This is a genomic window from Mycobacterium shimoidei (assembly GCF_900417275.1).
In the GTDB taxonomy this organism is placed as follows: domain Bacteria; phylum Actinomycetota; class Actinomycetes; order Mycobacteriales; family Mycobacteriaceae; genus Mycobacterium; species Mycobacterium shimoidei.
Genome location: NZ_UEGW01000001.1, coordinates 1,646,351 through 1,671,163, shown reverse-complemented (window position 1 = coordinate 1,671,163; position 24,813 = coordinate 1,646,351). Strand labels below are relative to the sequence as shown.

The window sequence follows — 24,813 nt, the reverse complement described above, 5'->3', positions numbered from 1 at the left end:
ATGGAACTCACTGACAACATTCTGTGGCTGCTCAAGCAGGCCTTCCACTTCTCGCTGAAGACCGTCAACGACGCGATCAGCAGCCACAACGTGACCACCGCACAGATCGGTCTGATGCGGCAATTGTCCAATGAGCCAGGCCTTTCCGGCGCCGAGTTGGCCCGTCGGCTGCTGATCAGCCCACAGGGAGTGCAGCTGGCGATCACTGCACTCGAGCGCCGGGGCCTCGTCGAGCGTAAGCAGGATCCGCAACATGGCCGGATCCTGCAGACCTATCTCACCGAACAGGGCCGGGCCGTGGTCTCCGCCGTCCTCGCCGACGCGCTGGCCGCCCATGAGCGGGTGTTCGGCGTCTTGGACCCCGACGAGCAGCAGCTGTTGCATGACCTGTTGGCCCGGGTGGTCGAACAGGGCACCGGCAACAAGCTTTTCACCGATCACCCGGGAGGCATCCAATGACGGCAAGGGTGGCGGTGGTGACCGGCGGGGCGTCTGGCATGGGTGAGGCGACCTGTCATGAGCTCGGCCGCCGGGGCCACAAGGTCGCCGTGCTCGACATCAACGGCACAGCGGCCCAACGGGTTTGCGATGAGCTTCGCGCTGACGGCGTGGCGGCACTCGCGGCTGAGGTGGATGTCACCGACCGGCCGGTGGTCGAAGAGGCGTTCGCCAAGGTCCGCAGCGAACTCGGCCCGGTCGGCATTTTGGTGACCAGCGCCGGTCAGGTGGACTTTTCGCCATTCGGCGAAATAACCGTCGACTCATGGCAGCGGATCATCGACGTCAATCTCACCGGCACATTTCACTGCTGCCAGGTGGCCCTGCCGGACATGGTGGCCGCACGCTGGGGACGCATCGTGATGATCTCGTCGTCCAGCGCGCAACGCGGCTCTCCCGGCATGGCCCACTACGCCGCATCGAAAGGCGCAGTGATCACACTGACGAAATCGCTGGCGCACGAATATGCATCGGCCGGTATCACAGTCAACAACATCCCACCGTCGGGCATCGAAACCCCGATGCAACACCAGTCGCAGGCCGCGGGGCATCTGCCGTCCAGCGAGGCGATGGCACGACGTATCCCTTTGGGTCACCTCGGCACCGGTGCCGATATCGCCGCTGCCGTCGGCTTCTTGTGCTCCGAGGAGGCCGGCTTCATCACCGGGCAGGTGCTCGGCGTCAACGGCGGAGCAGTGATGTGAGAGGAGGTTCGCATGGCGCGATGGCCTAAACCGGAAGAGGGCAGCTGGACCGACCACTATCCCGAGCTTGGCACGGGACCAGTGTCGTTCCGCGACTCCACATCACCGGAGTTCTACGCGGCCGAACGCGAGGCAATCTTCAAACGCGCCTGGCTCAACGTCGGCCGCATCGAAGACGTTCCGCGTGTTGGCAGCTACTTCACCAAGGACATCGCGGCGGCCGGCACTTCGATCATCGTGGTCAAAGGTAAAGACGACACGGTCCGCGCCTTTCACAATATCTGCCGGCACCGCGGAAACAAGCTGGTGTGGAACGACTTTCCGGATCGGGAGACCAAAGGGGTGTGCCGACAGTTCACCTGCAAATATCACGGCTGGCGCTACGACTTGGACGGTGCATTGACGTTCGTGCAGCAGCCCGGCGAGTTCTTCGATCTCGATACCGACTCCTACAGCCTGCGTCCGGTGCACTGCGACATCTGGAACGGCTTCATCTTCGTCAACTTCGACACCGAACCGCGCCAAACCCTCCGGGAGTTTCTCGGGCCGATGATCACCGGGTTGGACGGCTATCCGTTCGACAAGCTCACCGAGCGCTACGAGTGGGTCGCCGACAACAACAGCAACTGGAAGATTTTCGCCGACGCGTTCCAGGAGTATTACCACGTGCCCTCGCTGCATCCCCAGCAGGTCCCGCCCGAGGTGCGCGATCCGGACGCCGGGTTCGAGTGCGCGCACTTCCAGATCGACGGGCCGCATCGCCTGGTGTGCACGGCCGGGACGCGCCGGTGGTTGCTGGCACCTCAGTACATGTATCCGATCGAACGGGCGACGCACAGCGGGCTTGTCGGGCCGTGGCGGACTCCCGATCTGGGTGAGTTGCCGGCCGGGCTCAACCCGGGTGGCATCGAGCCCTGGGGGATCAGCAACTTCCAGGTCTTCCCCAACCTCGAGATCCTCATCTACGGCGGTTGGTACCTGCTGTACCGGTACTGGCCGACCTCACACAACACCCACCGGTTCGAGGCGTATACCTACTTCTCCCCGGCGCGCAGCGTCCGCGAACGCATCGAACACGAGGTCGCCGCGGTGGTGTTGAAGGAATTCGCGCTGCAAGACGCGGGCATGTTGGGCGGCACCCAGGCCGCGCTGGAAACCGGCGTCGTCGACGAGTTCCCGCTGGGCGACCAGGAGATCCTGGTCCGCCATCTGCACAAGGCGGTTGGCGACTGGGTCGCCGAATACCAGCGCGAACACGCACCGCTAGGAGCCGGACATGTCTGAGCCGCTGTTGCCCAGCGCCTTCGCCGAACTCGAGCCCTTCGCGCAAACATGGTGCCTGCCAACCGAAGCCGAGCGCTGGGATCGGCGGATGGCCAGCAGCATGAGCCAGCTGCGCGAGTTTTACGACGCCTTCTTTCCCCGACTGGAAGAGGCCATCGAGTACTGCGACAAGTTCCCGCTGGACGACCTGCCCGACGACGCCCTGCATCTGCTGCACCTCATCTACTCACTGATCATGGTCGCCATGTCGGTGGAGGTCATGCACCAGATAAGACCCACCGACGCGGCCGACGCCGTCATGACGCGAATCAGCGAGCCGGTGCCGTGAGTCTGCTCGCCATCAACAAGCTCACCGCCTCGGTGGGCGCCGAGGTCGACGGTGTCGATCCCGATCTGCTGGCCGCCGACGACACGCTCGGCCAGGCGGTGCTCGATGCGCTGGAAGAACACGGCGTACTCGTCTTTCCCGGGCTACACCTGGATCCCGAAGCGCAGGTGGCCTTTTGCCGTCGACTCGGTGAAGTGGACCACTCTTCCGACGGTCATCATCCGGTGGCGGGTATCTACCCGATCACCCTGGACGTGACCAAGAATGCCTCGGCCGCGTACCTGCGGGCGACCTTCGACTGGCACATCGACGGCTGCACCCCGGTCGGCGACGAGTGCCCGCAGAAGGCCACCGTGCTCTCGGCGGTGCGCGTCGCCGAACGCGGCGGCGAGACCGAATTCGCCAACTCCTATGCCGCCTATGACGCGTTGAGCGACGAGGAAAAGCGGCGCTATGCGACGCTGAAAGTCGTTCACTCGCTGGAAGCTTCGCAGCGGCGCGTCACACCCGATCCCTCTCCCGAACAGGTGGCGAGGTGGCGGGCACGGCGCACCCATGAGCATCCGTTGGTGTGGACCCACACCAACGGCCGCAAGTCGCTGGTGCTCGGTGCGTCGGCCGACCACGTCGTGGGCATGGACCTCGACGAGGGCCGCGCGCTGCTCGCCGAGCTGCTCGACCGCGCCACCACCCCCGACAAGGTCTACCGCCACCACTGGTCCGTCGGCGACACCGTGATCTGGGACAACCGCGGCGTGCTGCATCGCGCTGCGCCCTACGACCTCGACTCGCCGCGAGAAATGCTGCGCACCACTGTACTTGGTGACGAGCCGATCAAGTAGACCGTCAGCCCAGCAGGGACGGCACCATCGCTTCAACGAGATGTGGTCCGGGCTCGGCGAAAGCCGCCTGCAGCGCGTCGGCGAACTCTTCGGCGGTACTCACTCGCCGGGCGGGCACTCCCATTCCCTCGGCGATTTTGACGAAATCCAGTCTCGGAGCGGTCAAGTCAAGCAGCTGCCGGGCTTTGGGCCCTGGCGCGCCCTGGGCGCCGACCCGCTGCAGCTCGATGCGCAGGATGTCATAGGCGCCGTTGTTGTAGATGACGGTGGTGACATCGAGGCTTTCCCGCGCCTGGGTCCACAGCCCCGAGATGGTGTACATCGCCGATCCGTCCGACTCCAGGCAGAGCACCGGTCGATCCGGAGCGGCGACCGCCGCACCCACCGCAGCGGGAATTCCGTAGCCGATCGCCCCGCCGGTCAACGTCAACCAATCGTGTGCCGGCGCGCCGGCGGTGGCGGCCGCCAGCGGCAGACTCGAGGTGTTGGACTCGTCGACGACGATCGCCCGTTGCGGCAGCAGCGCACCGATCACATCGGCCGCGGAGACTGCGGTCAGCGCACCGGTCGGCAGTTGCGGGCGTGACGGCGCGGTAAGTGGCGCAGCGGTATCGGGCGCCGCCAGGTCGGCCAGCGCTGACAGGGCGTCGGCCGCACCGGCGTGACCGGCGAGCACGTGTACCTGGCAGCCGTCGGGAACCAGGTCGCTGGGCTTGCCGGGGTAGGCGAAAAACGAGACCGGCGACGCCGCCCCGGCCAGGATCAGATGTCTGGCGCCTTCCAGCTGCGCGGCGACCGCCTCGGCGAAGTATGCAAGCCGCTCGACGGCGGGCAGGCCGGCGCCGCGCTCCAGCCGGGCCGGGAATGTCTCGCAGAACGTGCGGGCACCGCAGCCGGTTGCGACCCGGGCGGCCGCTGCCAGCCCCTTGGCCCGGGTGGCGTCGCCGCCGACCAGGATCACCGTGGGTTCGCCGGAGCGCAGCAGCTTGGCCGTCAGCTCGACCGCATCCGGGTCGACGGTCGAGGTCGTCGGCTCGGCCGGGGCCGATTGGCCGGGCGGTGCACCGTCGGTCCACGAAATGTCCGCCGGCAGAATCAGTGTGGCGACCTGCCCCCCGCTTCGGCTTGCGGCGATGGCCTCGGCGGCGTCCGCCGCGATATCGCCGTCGGATCGCCGCAACCAGCCCGACACGCTGCCGGCCACCGCCTCGATGTCGGATTCCAGCGGCGCGTCGTACTTCTTGTGATAGGTGGCGTGATCGCCGACGACCACCACCATCGGCACCCGGGCACGCCGCGCGTTGTGCAGGTTGGCCAGTCCGTTGCCCAGCCCCGGGCCGAGGTGCAGCAGCACCGCCGCGGGTCGGTCGGCGATGCGCGCGTAGCCGTCCGCCGCACCGGTGGCGACTCCCTCGAACAGCGCGAGCACGCCACGCATCCCGGGGACGGCGTCCAGTGCCGCCACGAAATGCATCTCGGATGTTCCGGGATTGGCGAAGCACACGTCGACGCCGCCGTCGACCAGGGAGTCGATCAGGGCATGAGCACCATTCATAGGTGCAGTCTTTCAGATGCGTTCCGCGCGAATGGGGGCTGATTGTTGGTCAGCGTCTCAATTTCCGCGCTGGAAGGGCACGACGGGCGGAACGTCAACGCCCTCGGGCATCACCAGCTGGCCGTCGACATTGACGTATCCGGAGCGTTTAGTCGGTAATGGCAGGGCGGGATCCGGGCACGGCTTGTCGGTCCCGTCACCGCAGATGCCGCCGTTGAAATACGAGCGCTTCTGATGGTCTTGCGGCCACGGGTCGGCATGCATGCCGATCCATTGCGCGGGGACCATGTAGAGGAAAAAGAAGCACGCGCTGACCCCGGCGAAGATCGCCAAAAAGCGGATGAACTGCTGCCTCGCGAACCCGCCTCGAACGTGGTTCAGCCCGCGCTCGACGATCGTGCGGCCGCGATCATCGGTGAAGTACCGCAAGCAGCACAGCCCCGTCTGCACTGCGCCCCACATCAGTCCTTCGTAAACGGGCCATTGGTAGTAGGTGCCGGCATTCATTGACACGGACCGGATGGCTCCGGGGTAGGTGTAGAAACCGATCGGCAGCAGAATTAGGCCTTCCATGACGAAGTCGAAAAGGAATGCGATGCCGTAGATAGTGGCGATCAGGCGAAGATTGCTGATGTTGGGCCAGCGCGCCTTGATCTTTCGCATGACCCAACATTCGACGATGGTGATCAGCAGGACTCCGTAGGCGTATCCCGGCACATTTGTCAGCAACGGTTCGGCCACCTGATGACCTGGTGCCTCGGGCGACACCCAATCCGGGATGTGCGATGTCCAAGCGCCCCGGTTGAACAGCCAGGTGTTGTAGGTGCACCAGGTGTTGAAGTAGTTGAGTAGCGGATCTTGGAAGAACATCAGCCCCATCGACAGAACAAGCATGCCGTCCAACGTGATTCGCCGCTCGCGCCGCCAAGGCCTGATGAAGAACCACCAAATGGCGAACGGCAGGCCGACCCAAAGAACGACGGCGTTCGCCACGAGCGGCACTTTCATGTACATCGGCGGTTCACTCGGTCCGCTGGGCACCCTTTCGAAATAGGGTCCGGTGATCCAGCGCATCCACACGTACAGCTGAAGCGCCAATAGGGCGCCGCCTACCGTCGCCCAGATCTTGACCGGACGAACCTGCCCACCCAGGTCGGTGGTTTCACCCGGGGGCTCGGTCACCGACACGGCCTTGTTCCTGCTCGACAGATCGCTCATGACGCGGCAATATACCAATGAGTATCTGCGTAACCAACAGGTTTCTCAGATTCTGTGGAAGACTTGTCGGCATGGTGGAGCGTTGGACGCGCGAGCGACGCCTCGAGCACACCCGTTCACTTCTGCTTGATGCCGCAGAGGACGTGTTCGCCGAAAAGGGCTTTACTACAGCGACTCTCGACGACATCGCTTACGCCGCCGGATATACGAAGGGCGCTATCTACAAGCACTTCGCCACCAAAGAGGACCTTTTCTTGGCGGTGAGTGACCGATATTGGCGCCGTTACTTCGACAATTTCGCCGAGGTGATGTCGAGCGCTAAACAGATCGGGGCGCGAGAGCTCGACGAGATAGCCGAGCGCTGGCGCCAACTGAGCCGGGATCGCGGCGCCGAGCACGCCGCGCTGGGACACGAGTTCACCCTTTACCTACTCCGCAACCCCGACGCCCGGCAGCGGGTGGCCGCCAAGAGATCAGAGGTCGTCGAGGCGCTGAGTAAATTCATCGTCGAGGGCATCGACCGGCTCGGCGGAGCCTTGCTGATCCCCCCATTGACTTTCGCTCAAGTGCTCGTCGCCACCAGTGATTCCGTTGTGCTGGGCAGTCAGCTCGATGACGTCGATCTCTACCGGCCGATGGTGGAGATGTACGTGTCGGCGATCAAACTGCCCTGACGTGGTTGGCGTGCCTGTCGTCGGCCGGCCGGGCCTCGGTCTGCTCCTTGGCCCACCGATAGTCGGGTTTTCCGGCCGGTGAGCGCTTGACCTCGTCGACATACCAAAGCGCCCGGGGCACTTTGTATCCCGCGATCTCACTGCGCACGAACCGGTCGAGCTCGGCAAGCGTAGGACGTGTTCCCGGCCGCGGCTGCACCACGGCGGCCACACACTGGCCGTACCGCTCGTCAGGCACTCCGACAACCAGCGCGTCGAAGACATCGGCGTGCGCCTTGAGCGCGCCCTCGACCTCTTCGGGATAGATCTTTTCCCCGCCGCTGTTGATCGACACCGAACCGCGGCCCAGCATGGTCACCGTGCCGTCGGCTTCGACTTGGGCGTAGTCGCCGGGGATGGCGTAGCGGACACCGTTGATGGTGCGGAAAGTCTCGGCAGTCTTCTTCTCGTCCTTGTAGTAGCCGATCGGGATGTTGCCCTTCTTGGCAATCAGACCGCGCACACCCGAACCGGGCTTGACCTCGTTGCCGTCCTCGTCGAGAACGACGGTGCGATGGTCGATGGTCACTCGCGGGCCCCCGGTGTGCGGAGCGTCCTTGGCAACGATGCTGGTGCCGCCGAAGCCGGTCTCCGACGATCCGATGGAGTCCGTGATGACCCGGTTGGGCAGCAGTTCGAGCAGCTTCTCTTTGATGCTCGGCGAGAACAACGCCGCGGTGCTGGCCAGCAGGAACAGCGACGACAGGTCGTAATCGTTGTTCTTCTGCAGCGCGTCGAGCAGCGGCCGGGCCATCGCATCACCGGTGAAGAACAGCAGGTTCACCTTGTGCTTGTGGACCGTGCGCCACACCTCTTCGGCGTTGAATTCCGGTGCCAGCACGGTGGTTTGACCCGAGAACAGCGACATCCAGGTGGCCGACTGGGTGGCGCCGTGGATCATCGGCGGGATCGGGTAGCGGACCATCGGCGGATTGGCGGCGGCGGCTTTCGCCAAGTCGTACTCGTCCTTGACGAATTCGCCTGTCGCGAAGTCAGTTCCGCCGAACAGCACCCGGTAGATGTCCTCGTGACGCCACATCACACCCTTCGGGAAACCGGTGGTGCCGCCGGTGTAGAGCAGGTAGATGTCGTCGGCGCTGCGTTCACCGAAATCGCGTTCCGGGGACGCCTGTTCCAGCGCGGAGTAGAACTCGACGCCGCCGTAACGTTGGTAGTCGGCATCCGAGCCGTCCTCGACCACCAGGATCGTCTTGACGTCGGGAGTATCGGGCAACACGTTGGCCACACGGTCGGCGTACTGACGTTCGTGCACCAGCGCGACCATGTCGGAGTTGTCGAACAGGTAGCGCAGTTCGCTCTCGACGTAGCGGTAGTTGACGTTGACCAAGATGGCGCCCGCCTTGACGATGCCGAGCATCGCGATGACGATCTCGTTGCGGTTGCGGCAGTACAGGCCGACCTTGTCGTCCTTCTTGACGCCCTGGTCGATCAGGTAGTGCGCAAGGCGGTTGGCCTTGTCTTCCAGTTGCGCGTACGTGAGCTGGTCGTCCCCGCAGATCAGGGCGACGCGGTCCGGCACGGCATCGATGGCATGCTCAGCTAGGTCGGCGATATTCAGGGCCACGGACCCAAATTAGAACGTGTTACATTTCTTGACAAGTTCGGGCCCGACAGTCAGGAAGGCGGACACCGGTGAGCGAATCGGAAAAAGAAGCCGACGCCCTTGTTGAGCAGCGCGGACACACCCTCATCGTCACATTGAACCGTCCGGCCGCCCGCAACGCACTGAGCGGGGAAATGATGCAAATCATGGTCGAGGCCTGGGACCGCGTCGACAACGATCCCGACATCCGGTGCTGCATTCTGACCGGCGCCGGCGGCTACTTCTGCTCGGGCATGGACCTCAAGGCGGCCACCGCCAAGCCGCCGGGTGAGTCGTTCAAGGACGGCAGCTATGACCCGTCGCGCATCGATGCCCTGCTCAAGGGCCGGCGGTTGACCAAGCCGCTGATCGCCGCCGTGGAGGGCCCGGCCATCGCCGGCGGCACCGAGATCCTGCAGGGCACCGACATCCGGGTGGCCGGCCAGAGCGCCAAGTTCGGCATCTCGGAGGCCCGCTGGAGCCTGTACCCGATGGGCGGTTCGGCGGTGCGGCTGGTGCGCCAGATCCCGTACACGGTGGCCTGCGACCTGTTGCTGACCGGCCGGCACATCACCGCGGCCGAGGCCAAAGAGATCGGCCTGATCGGCTACGTCGTTCCCGACGGGCAGGCACTGACCAAAGCGCTGGAGATCGCGGAGGTCATCTCGAACAACGGCCCGCTGGCGGTGCAGGCGATTCTGCGGGCGATCCGCGACACCGAGGGCATGCCCGAGAACGAGGCGTTCAAGGTCGACACCCAGCTCGGCATCAAGGTGTTCCTCTCCGAGGACGCCAAGGAAGGCCCGCTGGCCTTCAAGGAGAAGCGCACACCGGTTTTCCGCGGCCGCTGACGGCCCCGCATCCCGCCGAGCGTGCGGCAGGCCGCACGCTCGAACGCGAGCGTGCGGCTGGTTTCACGCTCGGCCCACCGGAGCCGTGGGCGTGAAGACCACCGGCATCGACTCCAGGCCGCTGACGAAGTTCGCCGGCCGCAACGGCAACGCGCCCTCGGAGGCCAGCCGCAGATCCGGTAGCCGCGCCAAAACCCGCGACGTCATCAGCGAAAGTTCCAGACGCGCCAGCTGGTTGCCCAGACAAAAGTGCGTTCCGAAGCCGAAAGCCAAGTGGCTGTTGGGGTCTCGACGTATGTCGAACTGCTCAGGGTTGTCGAACACCGACTCGTCGAAGTTCGCCGACTCGAACAGCAGCATCATCTTCTCGCCCTGGCGAAGCTTGGTGCCGTGAAATTCGGTGTCGGCGGTCAAGGTGCGGCACATGTTCTTCACCGGCGACGTCCATCGCAGCATCTCCTCGATGGCGCCCGGTAACAGCGACGGGTCGGCCACCAGCTGATCCCACTGGTCGCGATTGCGCAGCAGCTGCTCGGTGCCACCGGACAGCGTGTGACGGGTGGTCTCGTCGCCGCCGATCAGGATCAGCAGCGTCTCGAAGACGATCTCGTCATCCGACATCCGCTGACCCTCGACTTCGGCGTTGACCAGTATCGAAAACAGGTCGTCGGTGGGCTCGGCGCGACGCTTGGTGATGATTCCCATGGTGAACTCGGTGTAGGCGGCGAACGCGTCCATCACCGCCTGGAATTCGGCCGACGTCGGTTCCAGGTGTGAGCTCAGCCCGGTCACCAGGTCGTCGGACCACTTGAGCAGCATCGCGCGGTCTTCGGGCAGCACGCCCAGCATGTCGCCGATCACCGCCATCGGCAGCGGCGCGGCGATGTCCCGGACGAAGTCGCACTCGCCGCGCTCACAGACCGCGTCGATCAGCGTGTCGCACAGTCGCGCGATCGACGGCTCCCGCTCACGGACCCGCTTGCGGGTAAACCCGGCATTGACGAGCTTGCGCCGCACCAGATGCGCGGGATCGTCCATGTCGATCATGTACGGCATGCCGGGCTGATCGGGACGAATCCCGCCGGTGGACGAAAACAGCTCCGGATTACGCTCGGCGTCGATGATGGCCTGGTAAGTCGCCGCGGCGGCCAGACCATTGCGGTCCCGAAACACCGGTTGGTTGGCGCGCATCCAGCGATACGCCGCGCGAGCACGCGGGCCGTCAGCGTAGAAGGTGCCGTCGGTCAAATCGATGTTGACGATCGTCTCGGGGATGGTCGACGTCATGAGATCTCCTGCGCGTCGCCGAATGACATCTGCGCGTTGACCGCAGAACTCGACAGCATCGCCCGCTTGGGCAAGCCGAGCGCCGCCAGCTCCTTGGCATAAGGGTGATCACCGAGTCGCAGCCGCACACCGCCGGGCCGATAGCGCGAACCCGCGGTAGACATCGTGAACGCCGTGTCCAGCGTGTGACCATCACGGTGGGCATACGAGCGCAGCTGCTGCTCGCGGGAGGTCAGCAGCGACGGAACCGGCAGGCCGCGGCGAAACTCCATGTCGACCAGCAGCTGACCGTCGGCGTGCACATCGAAGCCGAAGCGACCCGCCTCTCGAATATTGAACTCAGCCATCACCTTCGGGAAACCCCAAATCGTTCGTCCCGCCTCGAGGGTGAAGGCCTGGTCGACCAGCATGTGATGGACAAAGGCGGACTGCAGGGCGCGAAGACCAGATGCGTTGGAGCCGGGCGGGTTGACCTGCACCACGGTGCTCAGCTCGTGGTAGGTGCCGAGGTCGCAGTCGATGAAGTGGGCAAGTATCAGCGACACCACAGCCCGGCCGGGCAGAACGCGGGCCACCTGCAGGCCGCTGTAGTCGATCATGCGTTGGGCGGCGTCGGCGTCCACCGAGAACATGGCCATGTGCTGGGTCGCTTTGCGAACCTGCACCGGCATGGTCAGCACGGTGCCCGCGATGGTGTACTGCGAGGCTGTCATCCGGTCAATCTAGAACGTGTTCTATCCGTCCGGCAATACCCCGCTACACCCCCGCTAGATCAACCCCGCGAGCTCACGGACCTGCTCTGGGCTGCGCGCGGAGACCACCATCATCGTGACGCCGGCGGCCTCCCAGACCTTGATCTGCTTACGCACGTAGTCGACGTCGCCCACGATCGCGGCGTCGTTGATGACCTCGTCGGGGATGATCTCCGCGGCTTTGTCCTTCTGGTTGCTGCGAAAGAGCTTGGTCACGTCGTCGACCACCTCGGCGTAGCCCATCCGGCGGTAGACGTCGGCGTGGAAGTTGGTGTCCTCGGCGCCCATGCCGCCCATGTAGAGCGCTATGTAGGGCTTCATGGCCGCGAATGCGGCGCTGCGGTCGTCGGTGATCACGATGTTGGCCGTCGCACAGATCTCGAAGTCCTGACGGCTGCGCCGCGCGCCCGGCCGGGCGAACCCCTCATCGAGCCACTCGTTGTAGGTGTCGGCCAGCCGCGGCGTGTAGAAGATCGGCAGCCAGCCGTCACAAATCTCGGCAGCCAACGCGACGTTCTTGGGCCCCTCCGCGCCCAGCAGAATCGGGATGTCAGAGCGCAGCGGGTGGGTGATGGGCTTGAGCGCTTTGCCCAAACCCGTTGTCGCAGCGCCGGTCAGCGGCAGTGGGTAGTGCGGGCCCTCGCTGGTCACCGGCTTCTCGCGGGCCCAGACCTGGCGAACGATGTCGATGTATTCGCGGGTGCGGGCCAACGGCTTGGGAAACGGTTGGCCGTACCAGCCCTCGACGACCTGCGGACCCGATACGCCCAGGCCCAGCATGTGCCGGCCACCGCAGAGATGGTCAAGCGTCAGCGCGGCCATCGCGCAGGCAGTCGGGGTGCGCGCCGAGAGCTGCACAACCGAGGTGCCCAGCCGCACCCGCTGCGTCGACGATCCCCACCAGGCCAGCGGCGTGTAGGCGTCCGATCCCCACGCTTCAGCGGTGAACACCGCGTCGAAGCCGGCCTCCTCGGCCGCGGCCACCAGTTCACCGGCGTTCTCCGGCGGCGCAGCGCCCCAATATCCCAGCTGGAGTCCGAGCTTCATGCGAGCCGCCTTTCTTGCTGGTCCCGACCGTATCTTGAAACCATTCTTAGAACCTGTTCTACTCGATGCTGTGACCACCAGCCAAAGCAGCCCGGTGCAGATCGATACCGATCAGCGACCTCTTTCGGCACCTCTGAAACTGTCGTTCAACTACACCCGTTCAGTCGGACCTATCCTCAGCCAGTTCTTCACCGCCCTGCGTGAGCGACGCATCGTCGGTGTCCGGGGCTCCGATGGCCGGGTTTACGTCCCGCCCGCCGAGTTCGACCCGGTGACCTATGAACGATTGACCGAGATCGTACCGGTGGCAAGTGTCGGGACCGTGCTGTCGTGGAGCTGGCAGCCCGAGCCGCTGGAAGGGCAGCCGCTCGATCGGCCATTTGCCTGGGCGCTGATCAAGCTCGACGGCGCCGACATTCCGCTGCTGCACGCCGTCGACGTCGGATCATCCGACGCGATCAGCACCGGTGCGCGCGTGCACGCCCACTGGGTCGACGAGCCGGCTGGAGCGATCACCGATATCGCCTACTTCGCGCTCGGAGAGCAGGCCGAGCCCGTCGAGGAAACGACCGACGACCGCGACCCGGTGACCATCCAGGAGACGCCGATCAGCGTCGAAATCCAGCACACCGCGTCACTGCCCGAGACCGTGTTCTTGCGGGCTCTCGAGGAGGGCAAGTTGCTCGGCGCCCGCACCGGCAAGGACGGAAAGGTGTATTTCCCGCCCAGGGAAGCGGATCCGGCAACGGGCCTGGAACTCGACAACTTCGTCGAGCTGCCCGACAAGGGGACGGTGACGACGTTCGCAATCATCAACATTCCGTTCGCCGGACAGCGCATCAAACCGCCGTACGTCGCCGCGTACGTCCTCCTCGACGGCGCCGATATCCCGTTCCTGCACCTGATTTCCGAGATCGACGCCTCCGAGGTGCGGATGGGCATGCGGGTGCAGGCGGTGTGGAAGCCCCGCGACCAACGGGGTCTGGGCATCGACAACATCGAATACTTCAAGCCGACCGGCGAACCCGACGCCGATTACGACACCTACAAGCACCACCTGTGAGGAACTCAAGATGACCGAACGCGAGGTAGCTGTCGTCGGATTCGCCCATGCGCCGCATGTGCGCCGCACCGACGGCACCACCAACGGCGTCGAGATGTTGATGCCGTGCTTCCATGCGCTTTACGACGAACTCGGGCTCGAGCAGACCGACATCGGCTTCTGGTGCTCGGGTTCGTCGGATTATCTTGCCGGCAGGGCGTTCTCGTTCATCTCCGCGATCGACTCGATCGGCGCAGTGCCGCCGATCAACGAGTCGCATGTCGAGATGGACGGCGCGTGGGCACTTTACGAGGCCTACATCAAGCTGTTGACCGGTGAGGTCGACACCGCACTTGTCTACGGCTTCGGCAAGTCTTCGGCCGGCACCCTGCGCAGGGTGCTCGCGCTGCAGACCGATCCGTATTCGGTTGCGCCGCTGTGGCCGGACTCGATTTCACTGGCGGGGTTGCAGGCCCGGTTGGGCCTGGACGCCGGCAAGTGGACGGCCGAGCAGATGGCGCAGGTGGCGCTGGACTCGTTCGCCGCCGCCGGGCGCACCGATTCGGAAAAGCCCGCGAAGAGCATCGACGAGCTGCTGGCCCGGCCGTTCTTCGCCGATCCCCTTCGCCGCCACGACATTGCGCCGATCACCGACGGTGCGTCGGCGATCGTGCTGGCCGCCGGCGAGAGGGCCCGCGAGCTGCGGGAGAATCCCGCGTGGATCACCGGGATCGAGCACCGTATCGAGACTCCGGTGTTGGGCGCCCGTGACCTGACCGCGTCTGCGTCGACGCAGGCATCCGCCAAGGCCGCGACGGCCGGCGACACCAGCTCGATCGAGGTGGCCGAGATTCATGCGCCGTTCACCCATCAGCAGCTGATCCTGACCGAGGCTATCGGCCTGCCGTCGTCGACGAAGGTCAACCCGTCGGGCGGCGCACTGGCGGCCAACCCGATGTTCTCGGCCGGGTTGGAGCGCATCGGCTTTGCGGCACAACATATTTTCTCTGGCTCGGCAGGCCGGGTTCTCGCGCACGCGACCAGCGGCCCGGTGTTGCAACAGAATCTCGTCGCCGTGCTGGAAGGAAAATAATCGTGGCGGTGCGCCGGCGACGAAGCAGAGCGAAGCGATGAGGAGGAGTGGCGCCAAATGACTAAACGACTTGCTGCGGTGCTCGGCACCGGCCAGACGAAGTACGTCTCCAAGCGCCACGACGTCTCGATGAACGGCCTGGTCCGCGAGGCGATCGACAAGGCATTGTCCGACTCCGGATCGACCATGGACGACATCGACGCTGTCGTCGTCGGAAAAGCCCCCGACTTCTTCGAGGGCGTGATGATGCCGGAGCTGTTCATGGCCGACGCCGTCGGCGCCACCGGCAAGCCGCTGATCCGGGTGCACACCGCGGGCTCGGTGGGCGGGTCGACCGCCGTGGTGGCAGCGAGCTTGGTGCAGTCGGGCCGCTACCGCCGCGTGCTGGCGATGGCGTGGGAGAAGCAGTCCGAGTCGAATGCCATGTGGGCGTTGAGTATTCCGGTGCCGTTTACCAAGCCTGTGGGTGCGGGTGCCGGTGGCTATTTCGCTCCGCACGTGCGCGCCTACATCCGCCGATCGGGCGCGCCGACACACATCGGTGCCATGGTGGCTGTCAAGGACAGGCGCAACGGCGCCAAGAACCCGTTGGCGCACCTGCATCAACCGGACATCACGCTGGAGAAAGTGATGTCGTCGCAGATGCTGTGGGATCCCATTCGCTTCGACGAGACCTGCCCGTCGTCCGACGGCGCCTGCGCGGTGGTGATCGGCAACGAGGATCTCGCCGACGGGCGGGTCGCCGAAGGTCATCCGGTTGCCTGGATCCACGCCACCGCGCTGCGCACCGAACCGCTGGCCTACGCCGGCCGCGACCAGGTCAACCCGCAGGCCGGCCGTGACGCCGCCAAGGCACTGTGGAAGGCAGCCGGCATCAGCAGCCCGATCGACGAGATCGACGCCGCCGAGATCTACGTGCCGTTCTCATGGTTCGAACCGATGTGGCTGGAGAACCTCGGATTCGCACCCGAGGGTGAGGGCTGGAAACTCACCGAGGCCGGTGAAACCGCGATCGGCGGCCGGATCCCGGTCAACGCCTCTGGTGGTGTGCTGTCGTCGAATCCGATCGGCGCGTCCGGGCTGATCCGCTTCGCCGAAGCGGCCATCCAGGTGATGGGCAAGGCGGGCGACCACCAGGTTCCGGGGGCGCGTAAAGCTTTGGGTCACGCCTACGGCGGCGGCTCCCAGTACTACTCGATGTGGGTGGTCGGCGCCGACAAACCCGGGGCCAAGTGATAGGCCAAGTGATGAAGTACACCTGCAGCATCGCGATGGGCCCGATCGATCAGCTGATCGAGCTGGCCAAGACCGCCGAAGAAGTGGGGTTCGACGCGATCGCGCTGCCCGACTCACTGTTTTATATGGAGAAAGCCGCGGCCGACTATCCCTACACCCCGGACGGGTCGCGGATGTGGGACGAGAACACGCCGTGGGTTGATCCGCTGATCGCCGCCGCCGCGATGGGCGCGGTCACCTCGACACTGCGGTTCTACACCAACGTGATGAAACTCGGCTCCCGCCACCCACTGCTGCTGGCGCGCCAGGTCGGCTCGGTGGCCAACCTGACCAACAACAGGTTCGGCTTCGGTGTCGGAATCGGCTGGGCACCAGAAGAATTCGAGTGGTGTGGGATGCCGTACCGGCGCCGAGGCGCGCGGGTCGACGAGATGATCGAGGTCATCAAACTGGTGCTCGCAGGCGGCATGGTCGAATTCCACGGCGAGTTCTACGATTTCGGCCGACTGCAGATGAGCCCGGCCCCCAGCCAACCCGTACCGATTTACGTCGGCGGCCACACCGACGTCGCATTGCGGCGGGCCGCCCGCATCAGCGACGGCTGGACCAGCGCGATGATGACCGCCGGACAGCTCGCCGAAACCATCGGCAAACTCAGCGCGTTGCGCGCCGAATACGGGCGGGCCGATCAGCCGTTCGAAATCCAGGCGGTGTGCATCGACAAGTTCGGCGTCGACGGCCACCGCGAACTCGCCGAGATCGGGGTGACCGACAACATCGTCATCCCGTGGGTGTTTGACGGGCTGGGCTTCGACGCGCCGCTGGAGGAGAAAAAGGACTCGCTGAAGCGTTTCGCCGACACCTATATCCATTCGGGATGGCAGGACCGCTGAACAAACCATGAACAACTCACCCGCACACTTGGCCGGCAAACGCTCCCGTGAGGCCGTCATCGCCCGCGACAAAGACGCCTGGCTGGCAGTATTCGCCGACGACGCCATCGTCGAAGATCCCATCGGACCGTCGCATTTTGATCCGGAGGGCAAAGGCCACCGCGGCCGCGACGCGATTTCAGCGTTCTGGGACAAAGCGATCGCCCCGACCGACAAAATCGAATTCAACTTCCACGACACCTTCCAGTGCGGCAACGAGGAAGCCAACGTCGGCAACATCGTGATCACCACGGCCGGCTACCAGGTCACCGCCGAAGGGGTGTTCACCTATAAGGCCGACGACGACGGCAAGCTGGCGGCGCTGCGCGCGTATTGGGAAGTCGACCGCGCGAGCGCGACCGCCCGGCCGGTCTAGCTCGGCACCGCGCCGCCCCCGGGGGGCCTGATCGAGCACATTCACCCGCCAGGGGGTTGAACCGCCGCCCCGCTCCTGACGTGATGTAGATGACGCACGTCGTCGAAAGGAGCTCCCATGAGTACTGTCCTTCGGCACCGGGTGGCCATAACTGTCGGCGCTGCGTTGGGCGCCGGATTCATCGGGCTGGCGACCTGCGGCGTGGCCGATGCAGACACCGGTGATGACAACGCGGGCGTGGGCGCGGCCGTCATGAGCGACGCATTGATCAGCGGGCCCGACCTCTCGCCGCTGACGTTGGCCGTTGACGACCCGGACTTTGTCAGCTCCGTCAGGGATTTAGGCCTGTTCACGCTCGTCTCGGCCGGCGACCCCGACGACAATTTTGTCGCGGTGGTCTTCTCGACTCCGCTGTTCATCGACGTGCTGACCTCCGGCGACGACCCGGAAAACAACCTGGCGGACTTCGGAGTGCCCGGGGACATCGGCATCGGGATGGCCGGAGAGACGATCAACACCTTCCAATCGGAGATGTTCCCGTTCCTGAACAGTACGTTCTCGATTCCGTTCGAAGATCCCCTCGCCGACCTGTTCATTCTGCTGATTCAGTTCGGCCTCGTCTGAGGCTGGCTAGATCGGCTCGAGCCCGGTCAGGTAGCGCCGGGCCAGGTCCTGGTAGGCCTGCGGATTGGCGTTCACCCACATCTCGGCGCCGGTCCCGGCGATCGGTCCCTTGATGGTGGCCGGCGCTCCGACCACCAAGACCTCGTCGGGAATCTTGGTCCCGCCGACCACCAGCGCCCCGGCGGCGATCAGACTCCGCGCGCCGATCACGGCACCGTCCAAGACGGTGGCATGGTTGGCGATCAATGCCTCCGCGCCGACGTGAACACCGTGAATGGTGCACATATGCGCCACGGTTGCCCCGGGGCCGATATCGACCGGAATGCCCGGCGGCGCGTGCAACACCGATCCGTCCTGGATGTTGGCGCCCTCGCGCACGATGACCGGAGCGTAGTCACCGCGCAGCACGGCGTTGAACCACACCGACGCCCCCGCTTCGACTGTGACGTCGCCGATCAGAGTGGCGGTAGGGGCGATGAAGGCGGCGGGGTCGACCTTTGGCGATCGGCCCTCGAAAGAGAACAGCGGCATCGTTCAGATATACCCCAAGCCGGGTACGACCCCTCCAGAGCACCGTCGTTGCGCGCTCCCCGGCAAAAACTGTAACGTGTTCTAGTTAGAAGCTCACGGAGTTGGAGGCGTCATGGCTACCGAGACCGCCGGCATTCGGGAGATCGATACCGGCACCCTGCCCGACAGGTATGCCCGCGGCTGGCACTGCCTTGGCCCGGTCAAGAGCTACTTGGACGGGAAACCGCACGGTATCGACGCGTTCGGCACCCATCTCGTGGTATTCGCCGACTCACGCGGCGAGCTGCACGTCCTGGACGGCTATTGCCGGCACATGGGGGGCGACCTGGCCCAGGGCACCATCAAGGGCGACGAGGTCGCTTGCCCGTTCCACGATTGGCGCTGGGGCGGCGACGGCAAGTGCAAACTGGTGCCCTATGCCAAGCGCACCCCGCGACTGGCCCGCACCCGCTCCTGGACCACCGACGTGCGCGGCGGACTGCTGTTCGTGTGGCACGACCACGAGGGCAACCCACCGCAGCCTGAGGTGCGGATCCCGGAGATCCCCGAGGCGGCCAGTGACGAGTGGACCGACTGGAAGTGGAACTCGATTCTGATCGAGGGCAGCAACTGCCGCGACATCATCGACAACGTCACCGACATGGCGCACTTCTTCTACATCCACTTCGGGCTGCCGACGTACTTCAAGAACGTGTTCGAAGGTCACATCGCATCGCAGTACCTGCACAACGTCGGCCGCCCGGACGTCACCGACATGGGCACCTCCTACGGCGAAGCCCACTTGGATTCGGAGGCGTCCTACTTCGGCCCGTCGTTCATGATCAACTGGCTGCACAACACCTACGGCGACTACAAGGCCGAGTCCATCTTGATCAATTGCCACTACCCGGTGACCCAGGACTCGTTCGTGTTGCAGTGGGGCGTCATCGTCGAAAAGCCCAAGGGCTTGGATGAGGAGATGACCGAGAAGCTGGCCAATACCTTCACCGAAGGCGTCAGTAAGGGCTTCCTGCAGGACGTCGAGATCTGGAAGCACAAGACCCGCATCGACAACCCGCTGCTTGTGGAAGAGGACGGCGCGGTCTATCAGATGCGGCGTTGGTATCAGCAGTTCTATGTCGACGTCGCCGACGTCACCCCGGATATGACCGACCGCTTCGAGATCGAGGTGGACACCACCGTCGCCAACGAGAAGTGGCACCGCGAAGTCGAGGAAAACCTCAAGCGGCAAGCCGGCGAGAAGGCGGAGCAGCCGGCGACATGAGCCCACATGAGCAGCCGCCCGACGTCGACCGGCTGGCTCGGTCAATGTTGGCGTTGCTCGGCGACCACGACGATTCACATTCGCCCGCGGCGGATCAAAGCAGCGGATCGTGGTCCAAGGCACCGTCTTTCACGACGGATCCGGACCGCGCCGCGGCGGTTCGCAGGGCCACCGAAGCCGACCGCGAACGCTACCTGACGTCGGGGCTGCAACCGGTGGACTGTCGGTTCTGCCATGTCACCGTCCAGGTCAAGAGCCTGGGGCCGGGCCACACCGCAGTGCAGTGGAACACCGGCGCCTCACAGCGCTGCGCCTATTTCGCCGAGCTCCGAGCGTCCGGTGTCGACAGCGCCCGCGCCAAATCATGCCCGAAATTGACCGACAGCATCAAACATGCCCTCGCCGAAGGGGTTTTGGACCAAGCATCCACCGCCCCGGCACCCGGCGACGGCTGAGTAGCCGTCACAGACCGGCGAAACGTTCCTTGACCTGCTCGGCGGTCAATCCGTAATCGGCCAGCGAATACGTGTGCCTGGGCGCGCGCTCGCCGGATTGGCTTTCGGCGTGGCTCTTTTCCATGGCCTGCCGGGCCTCGTCGGTCAGCGGGATATCGAAGTGACGGTAGATATCGGCCACCGTGCCAAGCGGATCGGCGATGAAGTCGCGATAGTCGACGTCGTAGAACTGGGCCGGGTCGTATTTGGCGCGTGCGGTGTTGAATCTCTCCAGACCGCGCGCCCAGGTTTCCATTGTGTCGGCGCCGATTTGGGCGCCGACGAACGTCGTCGACCATCCCTCGGTGGTGTGCTGAGCCAGCGAACACATCGAGGCCATGATCGTCTCGACCGGCCGATGTGTCTGGATGACGAGTGCGTCGGGGTAGGTCGCCATCAGCGCGTCCAGCGCAAACAGATGGCTGGGATTCTTCAGTACCCACCGTTTGTCGGCGTCGTTGAGTCCGATCAGCTGAAGGTTCTTGCGGTGTCGCCGATATGCCGGCGTCCAGTCCTGCTGCGACAGCCATTTCGAATACGTGGGCAGGTGCGCCAGGGTCTCATAGGACACCGAGTGCAACGACTGCCGCAGCAGCTGCCAGCATTCCTCCAGCTCGTATGCGGCCATGAAATGCAGACCGGTGTAGCCCGGGTTTTCCGCGTGATGCCGGTTGAATTGGGCGTCGAGTTGGCGATACAGCGGATTGGATTCCCAGGTGTCGCGCGGCGGACGCGGCTGCGGGAACTCGGCCAGCCACATGTGCAGACCCTGGTGGGCGGGATCGGCGCCCAGCAGTCGGTGCAAGGCGGTGGTCCCGGTGCGCACCAGCCCGGTGACGAAGATGGGCTGCTCGATAACCACGTCGGCATGTTGCGGGTGTTGCTTCCACGCGGCTTCGGACAGCAGCCTGGCCACCAAGGCGCCGCGCAGAAAGAAGCGGTTCATCTTGCTGCCCAACACGGTGAGTCCGGCTTCTTGCCGGTAAGACTCCAGCAGCACGCTCAGCGCTTCGCGGTAGTTGTCGTCGTCGGCGCCGAAGTCATCGAGCCCGGTCAGCTTGGTGGCCGACGCGTGCAGCTCGTCGACGGTCGCGATGTCCGTGCGTTCGGTCATTACGTGTGGTATTCGCCGCAGTTGACATCGAGCGTCTGGCCGGTGATGCCGCTGGACAGATCACTTGCCATGAAAAGGATTGCCGACGCCACCTCGTCCTCGGTGGGTAGCCGCTTGAGGTCAGAGTTCGCCGCGGTGGCCTGATAGATCTGCTCGGCGGTGGTGCCGTACTTGCCCGCCTGATGGTTGAAGTAGCTCTGCAACGTCTCACCCCAGATATACCCGGGTGCAACGGAATTGACGCGGATACCTTGCTCACCGAGCTCGGTGGCAAGTGACTGCGACATGGCAAGCAGCGCCGACTTGGCCATCTTGTAGGCGCCGTATTTCGCCTGCGAGTGCCGGATCACCATCGAGTTGACGTTGACCACTGCGCCGTGCGATTCGGCCAGCGCGGGCGTAAAGCCCTGGATCAGCCGCAGCGCACCGAGCGCGCTCAGCTCGATAGCGTCGCGGATATGCTGAAATGTCGTGCCGGCCAACGGCTTCATCGATGGCACCCGGAACGCGTTGTTGATCAGCGCATCGACCCTGCCATAGGCCTCCATCGTCGCCTCGACGAGGTTTTTCACCTGATCGTCGTCGGTGATGTCGGTGGGCACGGTCACCGCACGCCCGCCGGCGTCGGCAACCTGTTTGGCGACATTGTCGAGACGTTCGGCGGTGCGTGCCGCCAGCACCAGGTCGGCACCCTCTTGAGTACACCGATGCGCCAGAGTGGTGCCCAGACCCGGCCCCACCCCGCTGATCACCACTACCTTGCCGTCGAGCATCATCGTCATCCCAGCATCCTCGCCGCAATTTGCTGTTGGCGCTGCGCAATTCGCGCACGCCAGCCCTCGTCGGAAATCTTGTTGTGTTCGTAATACGGCAGTACCGAAGGGACTGCGTCGAAGTCGACGAGCTCGACGGTCGGCCCGTCAGCCTCGGTGAGCTCACGCGATACCCGCTGCCAGCGGAACTGCAGAAAGCCGCGCCGATGCCCGAGCGTTTCCACCCAGTTGGTGACGCCCGGGTTCTGGTCAGCCACCACGATGCGAATCTTGTCGTCCGGATCCGCTTGCGCCTGAGTGGCATTCAGCGAAGTTTGGTGATTGATGTAGTCCAGCGAGATGTACCACATGCTGCCCAGCTGAAAGCCGAGATACGGCGCGTCGGTGACCGGTAGCGTGATGACCAGCGCCTGGTCCGGCCGCAGGTCGAAATGTCCCGCCGACGAGTACTGGGTCGACAAACCTCCGGGCGTCAGCCGCGGCGGCACCATCGTGTTGACCGGAATGTTCAGGTAGAACCATTGCGGGAATTGCAGCCAGGTCTTCACCCGGCTGACGAGTTGGCTTGCCGCCACGGCGTAACGCTTTTCGATCGTCGCGCGGGTCAGCGGCGGCGGCGCGGTGCCCGCGGTGTCCAGCCGGGAAATCGTCACCGTGCCGCGTCGCTGTGACCAGTCGCCGTAGACCTCGCGGATCACCAGCTGTCCGGGCCCGGTCGGCCGCACCCGCCATTCGAAGCTGCCGTCCTCGGCGATGTCGAGCTCGCGGTCGTCGAAGGCCACCTGGCTGACCGGCACGTTGTCGTCGGTGTACTCGCCACCGAGCAGCTGGAAACTCAGGTCGGTTGTGGTCCCGCGGGTTCCGCTGACCAGATAGTCGTGGTTGGCGTGTACGCGGCAACCGAAGTACAAGGTGTCGGGGTTGTCCAAGCCCATCTTGGTGAACGGGCCGGTGCCCGACAGCAAAAACGGATGGTCACGCTCGTAGTCGAATGCCAGATGGATGCATGCGGCAACGCAGCCCGCCAGGTACTGCAACCCCTCGAGCAGGTCGGCTTCGGTTTCGATGTGCGGCGCCGAGGTGACGAGTTCCTCGGCTTCGGCGATCGCGGACGCTAGCGGCTCGGAAAAGAGTGGAGAGACCACGCCTCGACGCTAGAACGTGTTCTAATTTTCGTCAATGGGCGAACGTGGGCGCCCGTCTGCCGCCGCGTTCAAAGACGTTTAAAGACGAGACTGACTCACTACGGAACGCACGTGTGGGACAGCTCGATCAGATGCTGGCGTACGTCGGGATGCCGGTTCAGGTAGTCGATGACGCTGCCGTTACCACCCTCGCCCCGTGACTTGGCCTGCAACTGCTGGTGGAGGTCGGGGTGGCGCTGCAGGTACGCGTCGATGGAACTACCGACGTCCTGCTCGCATTGAGCGATCGCCGGGCCGGCTAACGGCAGCGCGATCACCGTCGCGGCGGTCGCGGAGAGTAGCCCGCCGGCAAGCACGCGGCCGAGCCTGCCGATTGTCGTGGATGTGCTCATGCGCGCCAGGCTACTCGCGCTACCTTTGTGTGGCCTGTGCGCCGCTTTCCTGCTCCCGCTTGATCTCCAGCGCGATGTCGATGAGTTGATCTTCCTGGCCGCCGATGAGCTTGCGCTGGCCGGCACGGTGCAACAGCACATGCGCCGGCACTCCGTAGCGCTCGGACTGACGGACCGCGTGCTTGAGGAAGCTGGAGTACACCCCGGAGTACCCCATGATCAGCGCGTTGCGGTCCAGCAGGCATTCCGCGGGCATGGCCGGGGCAACGACGTCCTCGGCCGCGTCGGCGATGTCGAAGAAGTCGATGCCCGTCTTGACGCCGATCTTGTCGAAGACCCCGATGAGGGCTTCCACCGGCGCGTTGCCCGCGCCGGCGCCGAACCGTCGGCAACTGCCGTCGATCTGTTTGGCCCCGGCACGAACCGCCTCCACCGAGTTGGCTACCCCCAGACCGAGGTTCTCGTGGCCGTGGAACCCGACCTGGGCGTCGTCGCCGAGCTCGGCGACCAACGCGGCCACCCGGTCACGCACGCCTTCCAACACCAGGGCGCCGGCGGAGTCGACCACGTAGACACATTGGCAGCCGGCGTCGGCCATGATGCGGGCCTGGGCGGCCAGCTTCTCCGGCGGAATGGTGTGCGCCATCATCAGAAAGCCGACGGTTTCCAGCCCCAGCTCGCGGGCCAACCCGAAGTGCTGAATCGACACGTCGGCCTCGGTGCAGTGGGTGGCGATCCGGCAGATCGAGCCGCCGTTGTTCTGAGCCTCTTTGATGTCTTCTTTGGTGCCCACGCCCGGCAGCATCAAGAACGCGATCTTGGCCTCTTTCGCGGTGTCGGCGGCCAGCTTGATCAGCTCTTGCTCGGGTGTCTTGGAGAAGCCGTAGTTGAAGCTCGACCCGCCCAGGCCGTCGCCGTGGGTCACTTCGATCACCGGCACCCCGGCGGTGTCCAGAGCGGCGACGATCGCGTGCACTTCGTCTTTGGTGAATTGGTGGCGTTTGTGGTGCGACCCGTCCCGCAGCGAGGTGTCCGTGATGCGCACGTCCCACACGGGGTTGAAGAAGATATCGGTAGTCATTTGCGCCGCTCCTCCTCATCGCTGCGCTCTGCAT

General features: G+C 64.8%; 27 protein-coding genes. 15 read left to right on the top strand and 12 right to left on the bottom strand.

Features of this window, described 5'->3' with window-relative positions; all coding sequences use genetic code 11:
• From MSP7336_RS08115 to MSP7336_RS08095, 5 genes are read left to right on the top strand one after another with little or no spacing between them, the layout of a single operon-like run.
• A complete protein-coding gene (locus tag MSP7336_RS08115; protein ID WP_069394829.1) occupies nt 1-459 on the top strand; it encodes a MarR family winged helix-turn-helix transcriptional regulator in 459 nt (152 codons plus the stop codon).
• The gene (locus MSP7336_RS08110) at nt 456-1,202 is read left to right on the top strand and encodes an SDR family NAD(P)-dependent oxidoreductase (protein WP_113963458.1); all 747 of its coding nucleotides are present in this window, start codon (nt 456-458) and stop codon (nt 1,200-1,202) included. The genes MSP7336_RS08115 and MSP7336_RS08110 overlap by 4 nt, the downstream gene beginning before the upstream one ends.
• Nucleotides 1,203-1,214: 12 nt before the next feature.
• Nucleotides 1,215-2,486 carry an aromatic ring-hydroxylating oxygenase subunit alpha gene (locus MSP7336_RS08105; protein ID WP_113963457.1) on the top strand — a complete coding sequence of 424 codons (1,272 nt, stop codon included), beginning with the start codon at nt 1,215-1,217 and terminating at the stop codon, nt 2,484-2,486.
• Nucleotides 2,479-2,814 carry a hypothetical protein gene (locus MSP7336_RS08100; RefSeq protein WP_069394826.1) on the top strand — a complete coding sequence of 112 codons (336 nt, stop codon included), beginning with the start codon at nt 2,479-2,481 and terminating at the stop codon, nt 2,812-2,814. The genes MSP7336_RS08105 and MSP7336_RS08100 overlap by 8 nt, the downstream gene beginning before the upstream one ends.
• On the top strand, nt 2,811-3,656 hold the full coding sequence (locus MSP7336_RS08095) for a TauD/TfdA dioxygenase family protein (RefSeq protein WP_113963456.1): 846 nt from the start codon (nt 2,811-2,813) through the stop codon (nt 3,654-3,656). Before MSP7336_RS08100 ends, MSP7336_RS08095 begins: the two co-directional genes overlap by 4 nt.
• 4 nt (nt 3,657-3,660) lie before the next feature.
• Here the strand turns inward: MSP7336_RS08095 and MSP7336_RS08090 are convergent, their stop codons facing one another.
• Nucleotides 3,661-5,211 carry an acetolactate synthase large subunit gene (locus MSP7336_RS08090; protein WP_113963455.1) on the bottom strand — a complete coding sequence of 517 codons (1,551 nt, stop codon included), beginning with the start codon at nt 5,209-5,211 and terminating at the stop codon, nt 3,661-3,663.
• A gap of 57 nt (nt 5,212-5,268) precedes the next feature.
• On the bottom strand, nt 5,269-6,429 hold the full coding sequence (locus MSP7336_RS08085; protein WP_113963454.1) for a spirocyclase AveC family protein: 1,161 nt from the start codon (nt 6,427-6,429) through the stop codon (nt 5,269-5,271).
• A gap of 71 nt (nt 6,430-6,500) precedes the next feature.
• Here MSP7336_RS08085 and MSP7336_RS08080 point away from each other — a divergent pair, with 71 nt between their 5' ends.
• Nucleotides 6,501-7,103 (top strand): TetR/AcrR family transcriptional regulator, encoded by a 603-nt coding sequence (locus tag MSP7336_RS08080; protein WP_069394822.1) that lies wholly within the window; start codon nt 6,501-6,503, stop codon nt 7,101-7,103.
• Here MSP7336_RS08080 and MSP7336_RS08075 read toward each other — a convergent pair.
• Nucleotides 7,090-8,727, bottom strand: coding sequence for an acyl-CoA synthetase (locus MSP7336_RS08075; RefSeq protein WP_069394821.1), 1,638 nt, complete (start codon nt 8,725-8,727; stop codon nt 7,090-7,092). The genes MSP7336_RS08080 and MSP7336_RS08075 overlap by 14 nt on opposite strands.
• Nucleotides 8,728-8,795: 68 nt before the next feature.
• On the opposite strand from MSP7336_RS08075, the gene MSP7336_RS08070 reads away from it, so the two are divergent.
• Nucleotides 8,796-9,596: a crotonase/enoyl-CoA hydratase family protein gene (locus MSP7336_RS08070; RefSeq protein WP_113963453.1), complete on the top strand. Its 801-nt coding sequence runs from the start codon at nt 8,796-8,798 to the stop codon at nt 9,594-9,596.
• 63 nt (nt 9,597-9,659) lie between these two features.
• On the opposite strand, the gene MSP7336_RS08065 is transcribed toward MSP7336_RS08070, so the two are convergent.
• The 3 genes from MSP7336_RS08065 to MSP7336_RS08055 are packed head-to-tail and all read right to left on the bottom strand — an operon-like array spanning nt 9,660 to nt 12,682.
• Entirely contained in the window at nt 9,660-10,883 is a 1,224-nt protein-coding gene (locus MSP7336_RS08065; protein WP_069394819.1) for a cytochrome P450, read from the bottom strand.
• Nucleotides 10,880-11,596 carry an acetoacetate decarboxylase family protein gene (locus MSP7336_RS08060; protein WP_113963452.1) on the bottom strand — a complete coding sequence of 239 codons (717 nt, stop codon included), beginning with the start codon at nt 11,594-11,596 and terminating at the stop codon, nt 10,880-10,882. Before MSP7336_RS08060 ends, MSP7336_RS08065 begins: the two co-directional genes overlap by 4 nt.
• A 54-nt stretch (nt 11,597-11,650) precedes the next feature.
• Nucleotides 11,651-12,682 carry an LLM class F420-dependent oxidoreductase gene (locus tag MSP7336_RS08055; protein WP_069394817.1) on the bottom strand — a complete coding sequence of 344 codons (1,032 nt, stop codon included), beginning with the start codon at nt 12,680-12,682 and terminating at the stop codon, nt 11,651-11,653.
• Nucleotides 12,683-12,752: 70 nt separating this feature from the next.
• Here MSP7336_RS08055 and MSP7336_RS08050 point away from each other — a divergent pair, with 70 nt between their 5' ends.
• The 6 genes from MSP7336_RS08050 (at nt 12,753) to MSP7336_RS08025 (ending at nt 17,985) form a co-directional block, all read left to right on the top strand.
• Nucleotides 12,753-13,745 (top strand): Zn-ribbon domain-containing OB-fold protein, encoded by a 993-nt coding sequence (locus MSP7336_RS08050; protein ID WP_084226322.1) that lies wholly within the window; start codon nt 12,753-12,755, stop codon nt 13,743-13,745.
• Nucleotides 13,746-13,755: 10 nt separating this feature from the next.
• A complete protein-coding gene (locus MSP7336_RS08045) occupies nt 13,756-14,817 on the top strand; it encodes a thiolase domain-containing protein (RefSeq protein WP_069394816.1) in 1,062 nt (353 codons plus the stop codon).
• A gap of 57 nt (nt 14,818-14,874) precedes the next feature.
• Complete coding sequence (locus tag MSP7336_RS08040; protein ID WP_069394815.1) at nt 14,875-16,053, top strand: thiolase domain-containing protein; 1,179 nt, start codon at nt 14,875-14,877, stop codon at nt 16,051-16,053.
• A gap of 11 nt (nt 16,054-16,064) precedes the next feature.
• Entirely contained in the window at nt 16,065-16,946 is an 882-nt protein-coding gene (locus tag MSP7336_RS08035; RefSeq protein ID WP_069394814.1) for a TIGR03619 family F420-dependent LLM class oxidoreductase, read from the top strand.
• Nucleotides 16,947-16,953: 7 nt separating this feature from the next.
• Entirely contained in the window at nt 16,954-17,361 is a 408-nt protein-coding gene (locus MSP7336_RS08030) for a nuclear transport factor 2 family protein (RefSeq protein ID WP_069394813.1), read from the top strand.
• A gap of 117 nt (nt 17,362-17,478) precedes the next feature.
• Nucleotides 17,479-17,985, top strand: coding sequence for a hypothetical protein (locus tag MSP7336_RS08025; RefSeq protein ID WP_139819696.1), 507 nt, complete (start codon nt 17,479-17,481; stop codon nt 17,983-17,985).
• A gap of 6 nt (nt 17,986-17,991) precedes the next feature.
• Here the strand turns inward: MSP7336_RS08025 and MSP7336_RS08020 are convergent, their stop codons facing one another.
• On the bottom strand, nt 17,992-18,516 hold the full coding sequence (locus tag MSP7336_RS08020) for a gamma carbonic anhydrase family protein (protein WP_069394811.1): 525 nt from the start codon (nt 18,514-18,516) through the stop codon (nt 17,992-17,994).
• Between the two features lie 112 nt (nt 18,517-18,628).
• On the opposite strand from MSP7336_RS08020, the gene MSP7336_RS08015 reads away from it, so the two are divergent.
• Together MSP7336_RS08015 and MSP7336_RS08010 are read left to right on the top strand one after the other, a co-directional pair.
• Nucleotides 18,629-19,780, top strand: coding sequence for a 3-ketosteroid-9-alpha-monooxygenase, oxygenase component (locus MSP7336_RS08015; protein ID WP_069394810.1), 1,152 nt, complete (start codon nt 18,629-18,631; stop codon nt 19,778-19,780).
• Nucleotides 19,777-20,235, top strand: coding sequence for a hypothetical protein (locus tag MSP7336_RS08010; protein ID WP_113963451.1), 459 nt, complete (start codon nt 19,777-19,779; stop codon nt 20,233-20,235). The genes MSP7336_RS08015 and MSP7336_RS08010 overlap by 4 nt, the downstream gene beginning before the upstream one ends.
• Nucleotides 20,236-20,242: 7 nt before the next feature.
• Here MSP7336_RS08010 and MSP7336_RS08005 read toward each other — a convergent pair whose 3' ends face one another.
• The 5 genes from MSP7336_RS08005 to dmpG all read right to left on the bottom strand — a co-directional run bounded on the left by MSP7336_RS08005 (nt 20,243) and on the right by dmpG (nt 24,779).
• Nucleotides 20,243-21,388, bottom strand: a complete 1,146-nt coding sequence (locus MSP7336_RS08005) for a sulfotransferase family protein (RefSeq protein ID WP_069394808.1) — start codon at nt 21,386-21,388, stop codon at nt 20,243-20,245.
• Complete coding sequence (locus tag MSP7336_RS08000) at nt 21,388-22,170, bottom strand: SDR family oxidoreductase (RefSeq protein WP_069394807.1); 783 nt, start codon at nt 22,168-22,170, stop codon at nt 21,388-21,390. Before MSP7336_RS08000 ends, MSP7336_RS08005 begins: the two co-directional genes overlap by 1 nt.
• A complete protein-coding gene (locus MSP7336_RS07995; protein ID WP_069394806.1) occupies nt 22,167-23,306 on the bottom strand; it encodes a hypothetical protein in 1,140 nt (379 codons plus the stop codon). The genes MSP7336_RS08000 and MSP7336_RS07995 overlap by 4 nt, the downstream gene beginning before the upstream one ends.
• A 98-nt stretch (nt 23,307-23,404) precedes the next feature.
• Nucleotides 23,405-23,698 carry a hypothetical protein gene (locus MSP7336_RS07990; RefSeq protein WP_069394805.1) on the bottom strand — a complete coding sequence of 98 codons (294 nt, stop codon included), beginning with the start codon at nt 23,696-23,698 and terminating at the stop codon, nt 23,405-23,407.
• A gap of 19 nt (nt 23,699-23,717) precedes the next feature.
• Nucleotides 23,718-24,779, bottom strand: a complete 1,062-nt coding sequence (dmpG, locus tag MSP7336_RS07985; protein WP_113963450.1) for a 4-hydroxy-2-oxovalerate aldolase — start codon at nt 24,777-24,779, stop codon at nt 23,718-23,720.
• Between the last annotated feature and the right edge of the window lie 34 nt (nt 24,780-24,813).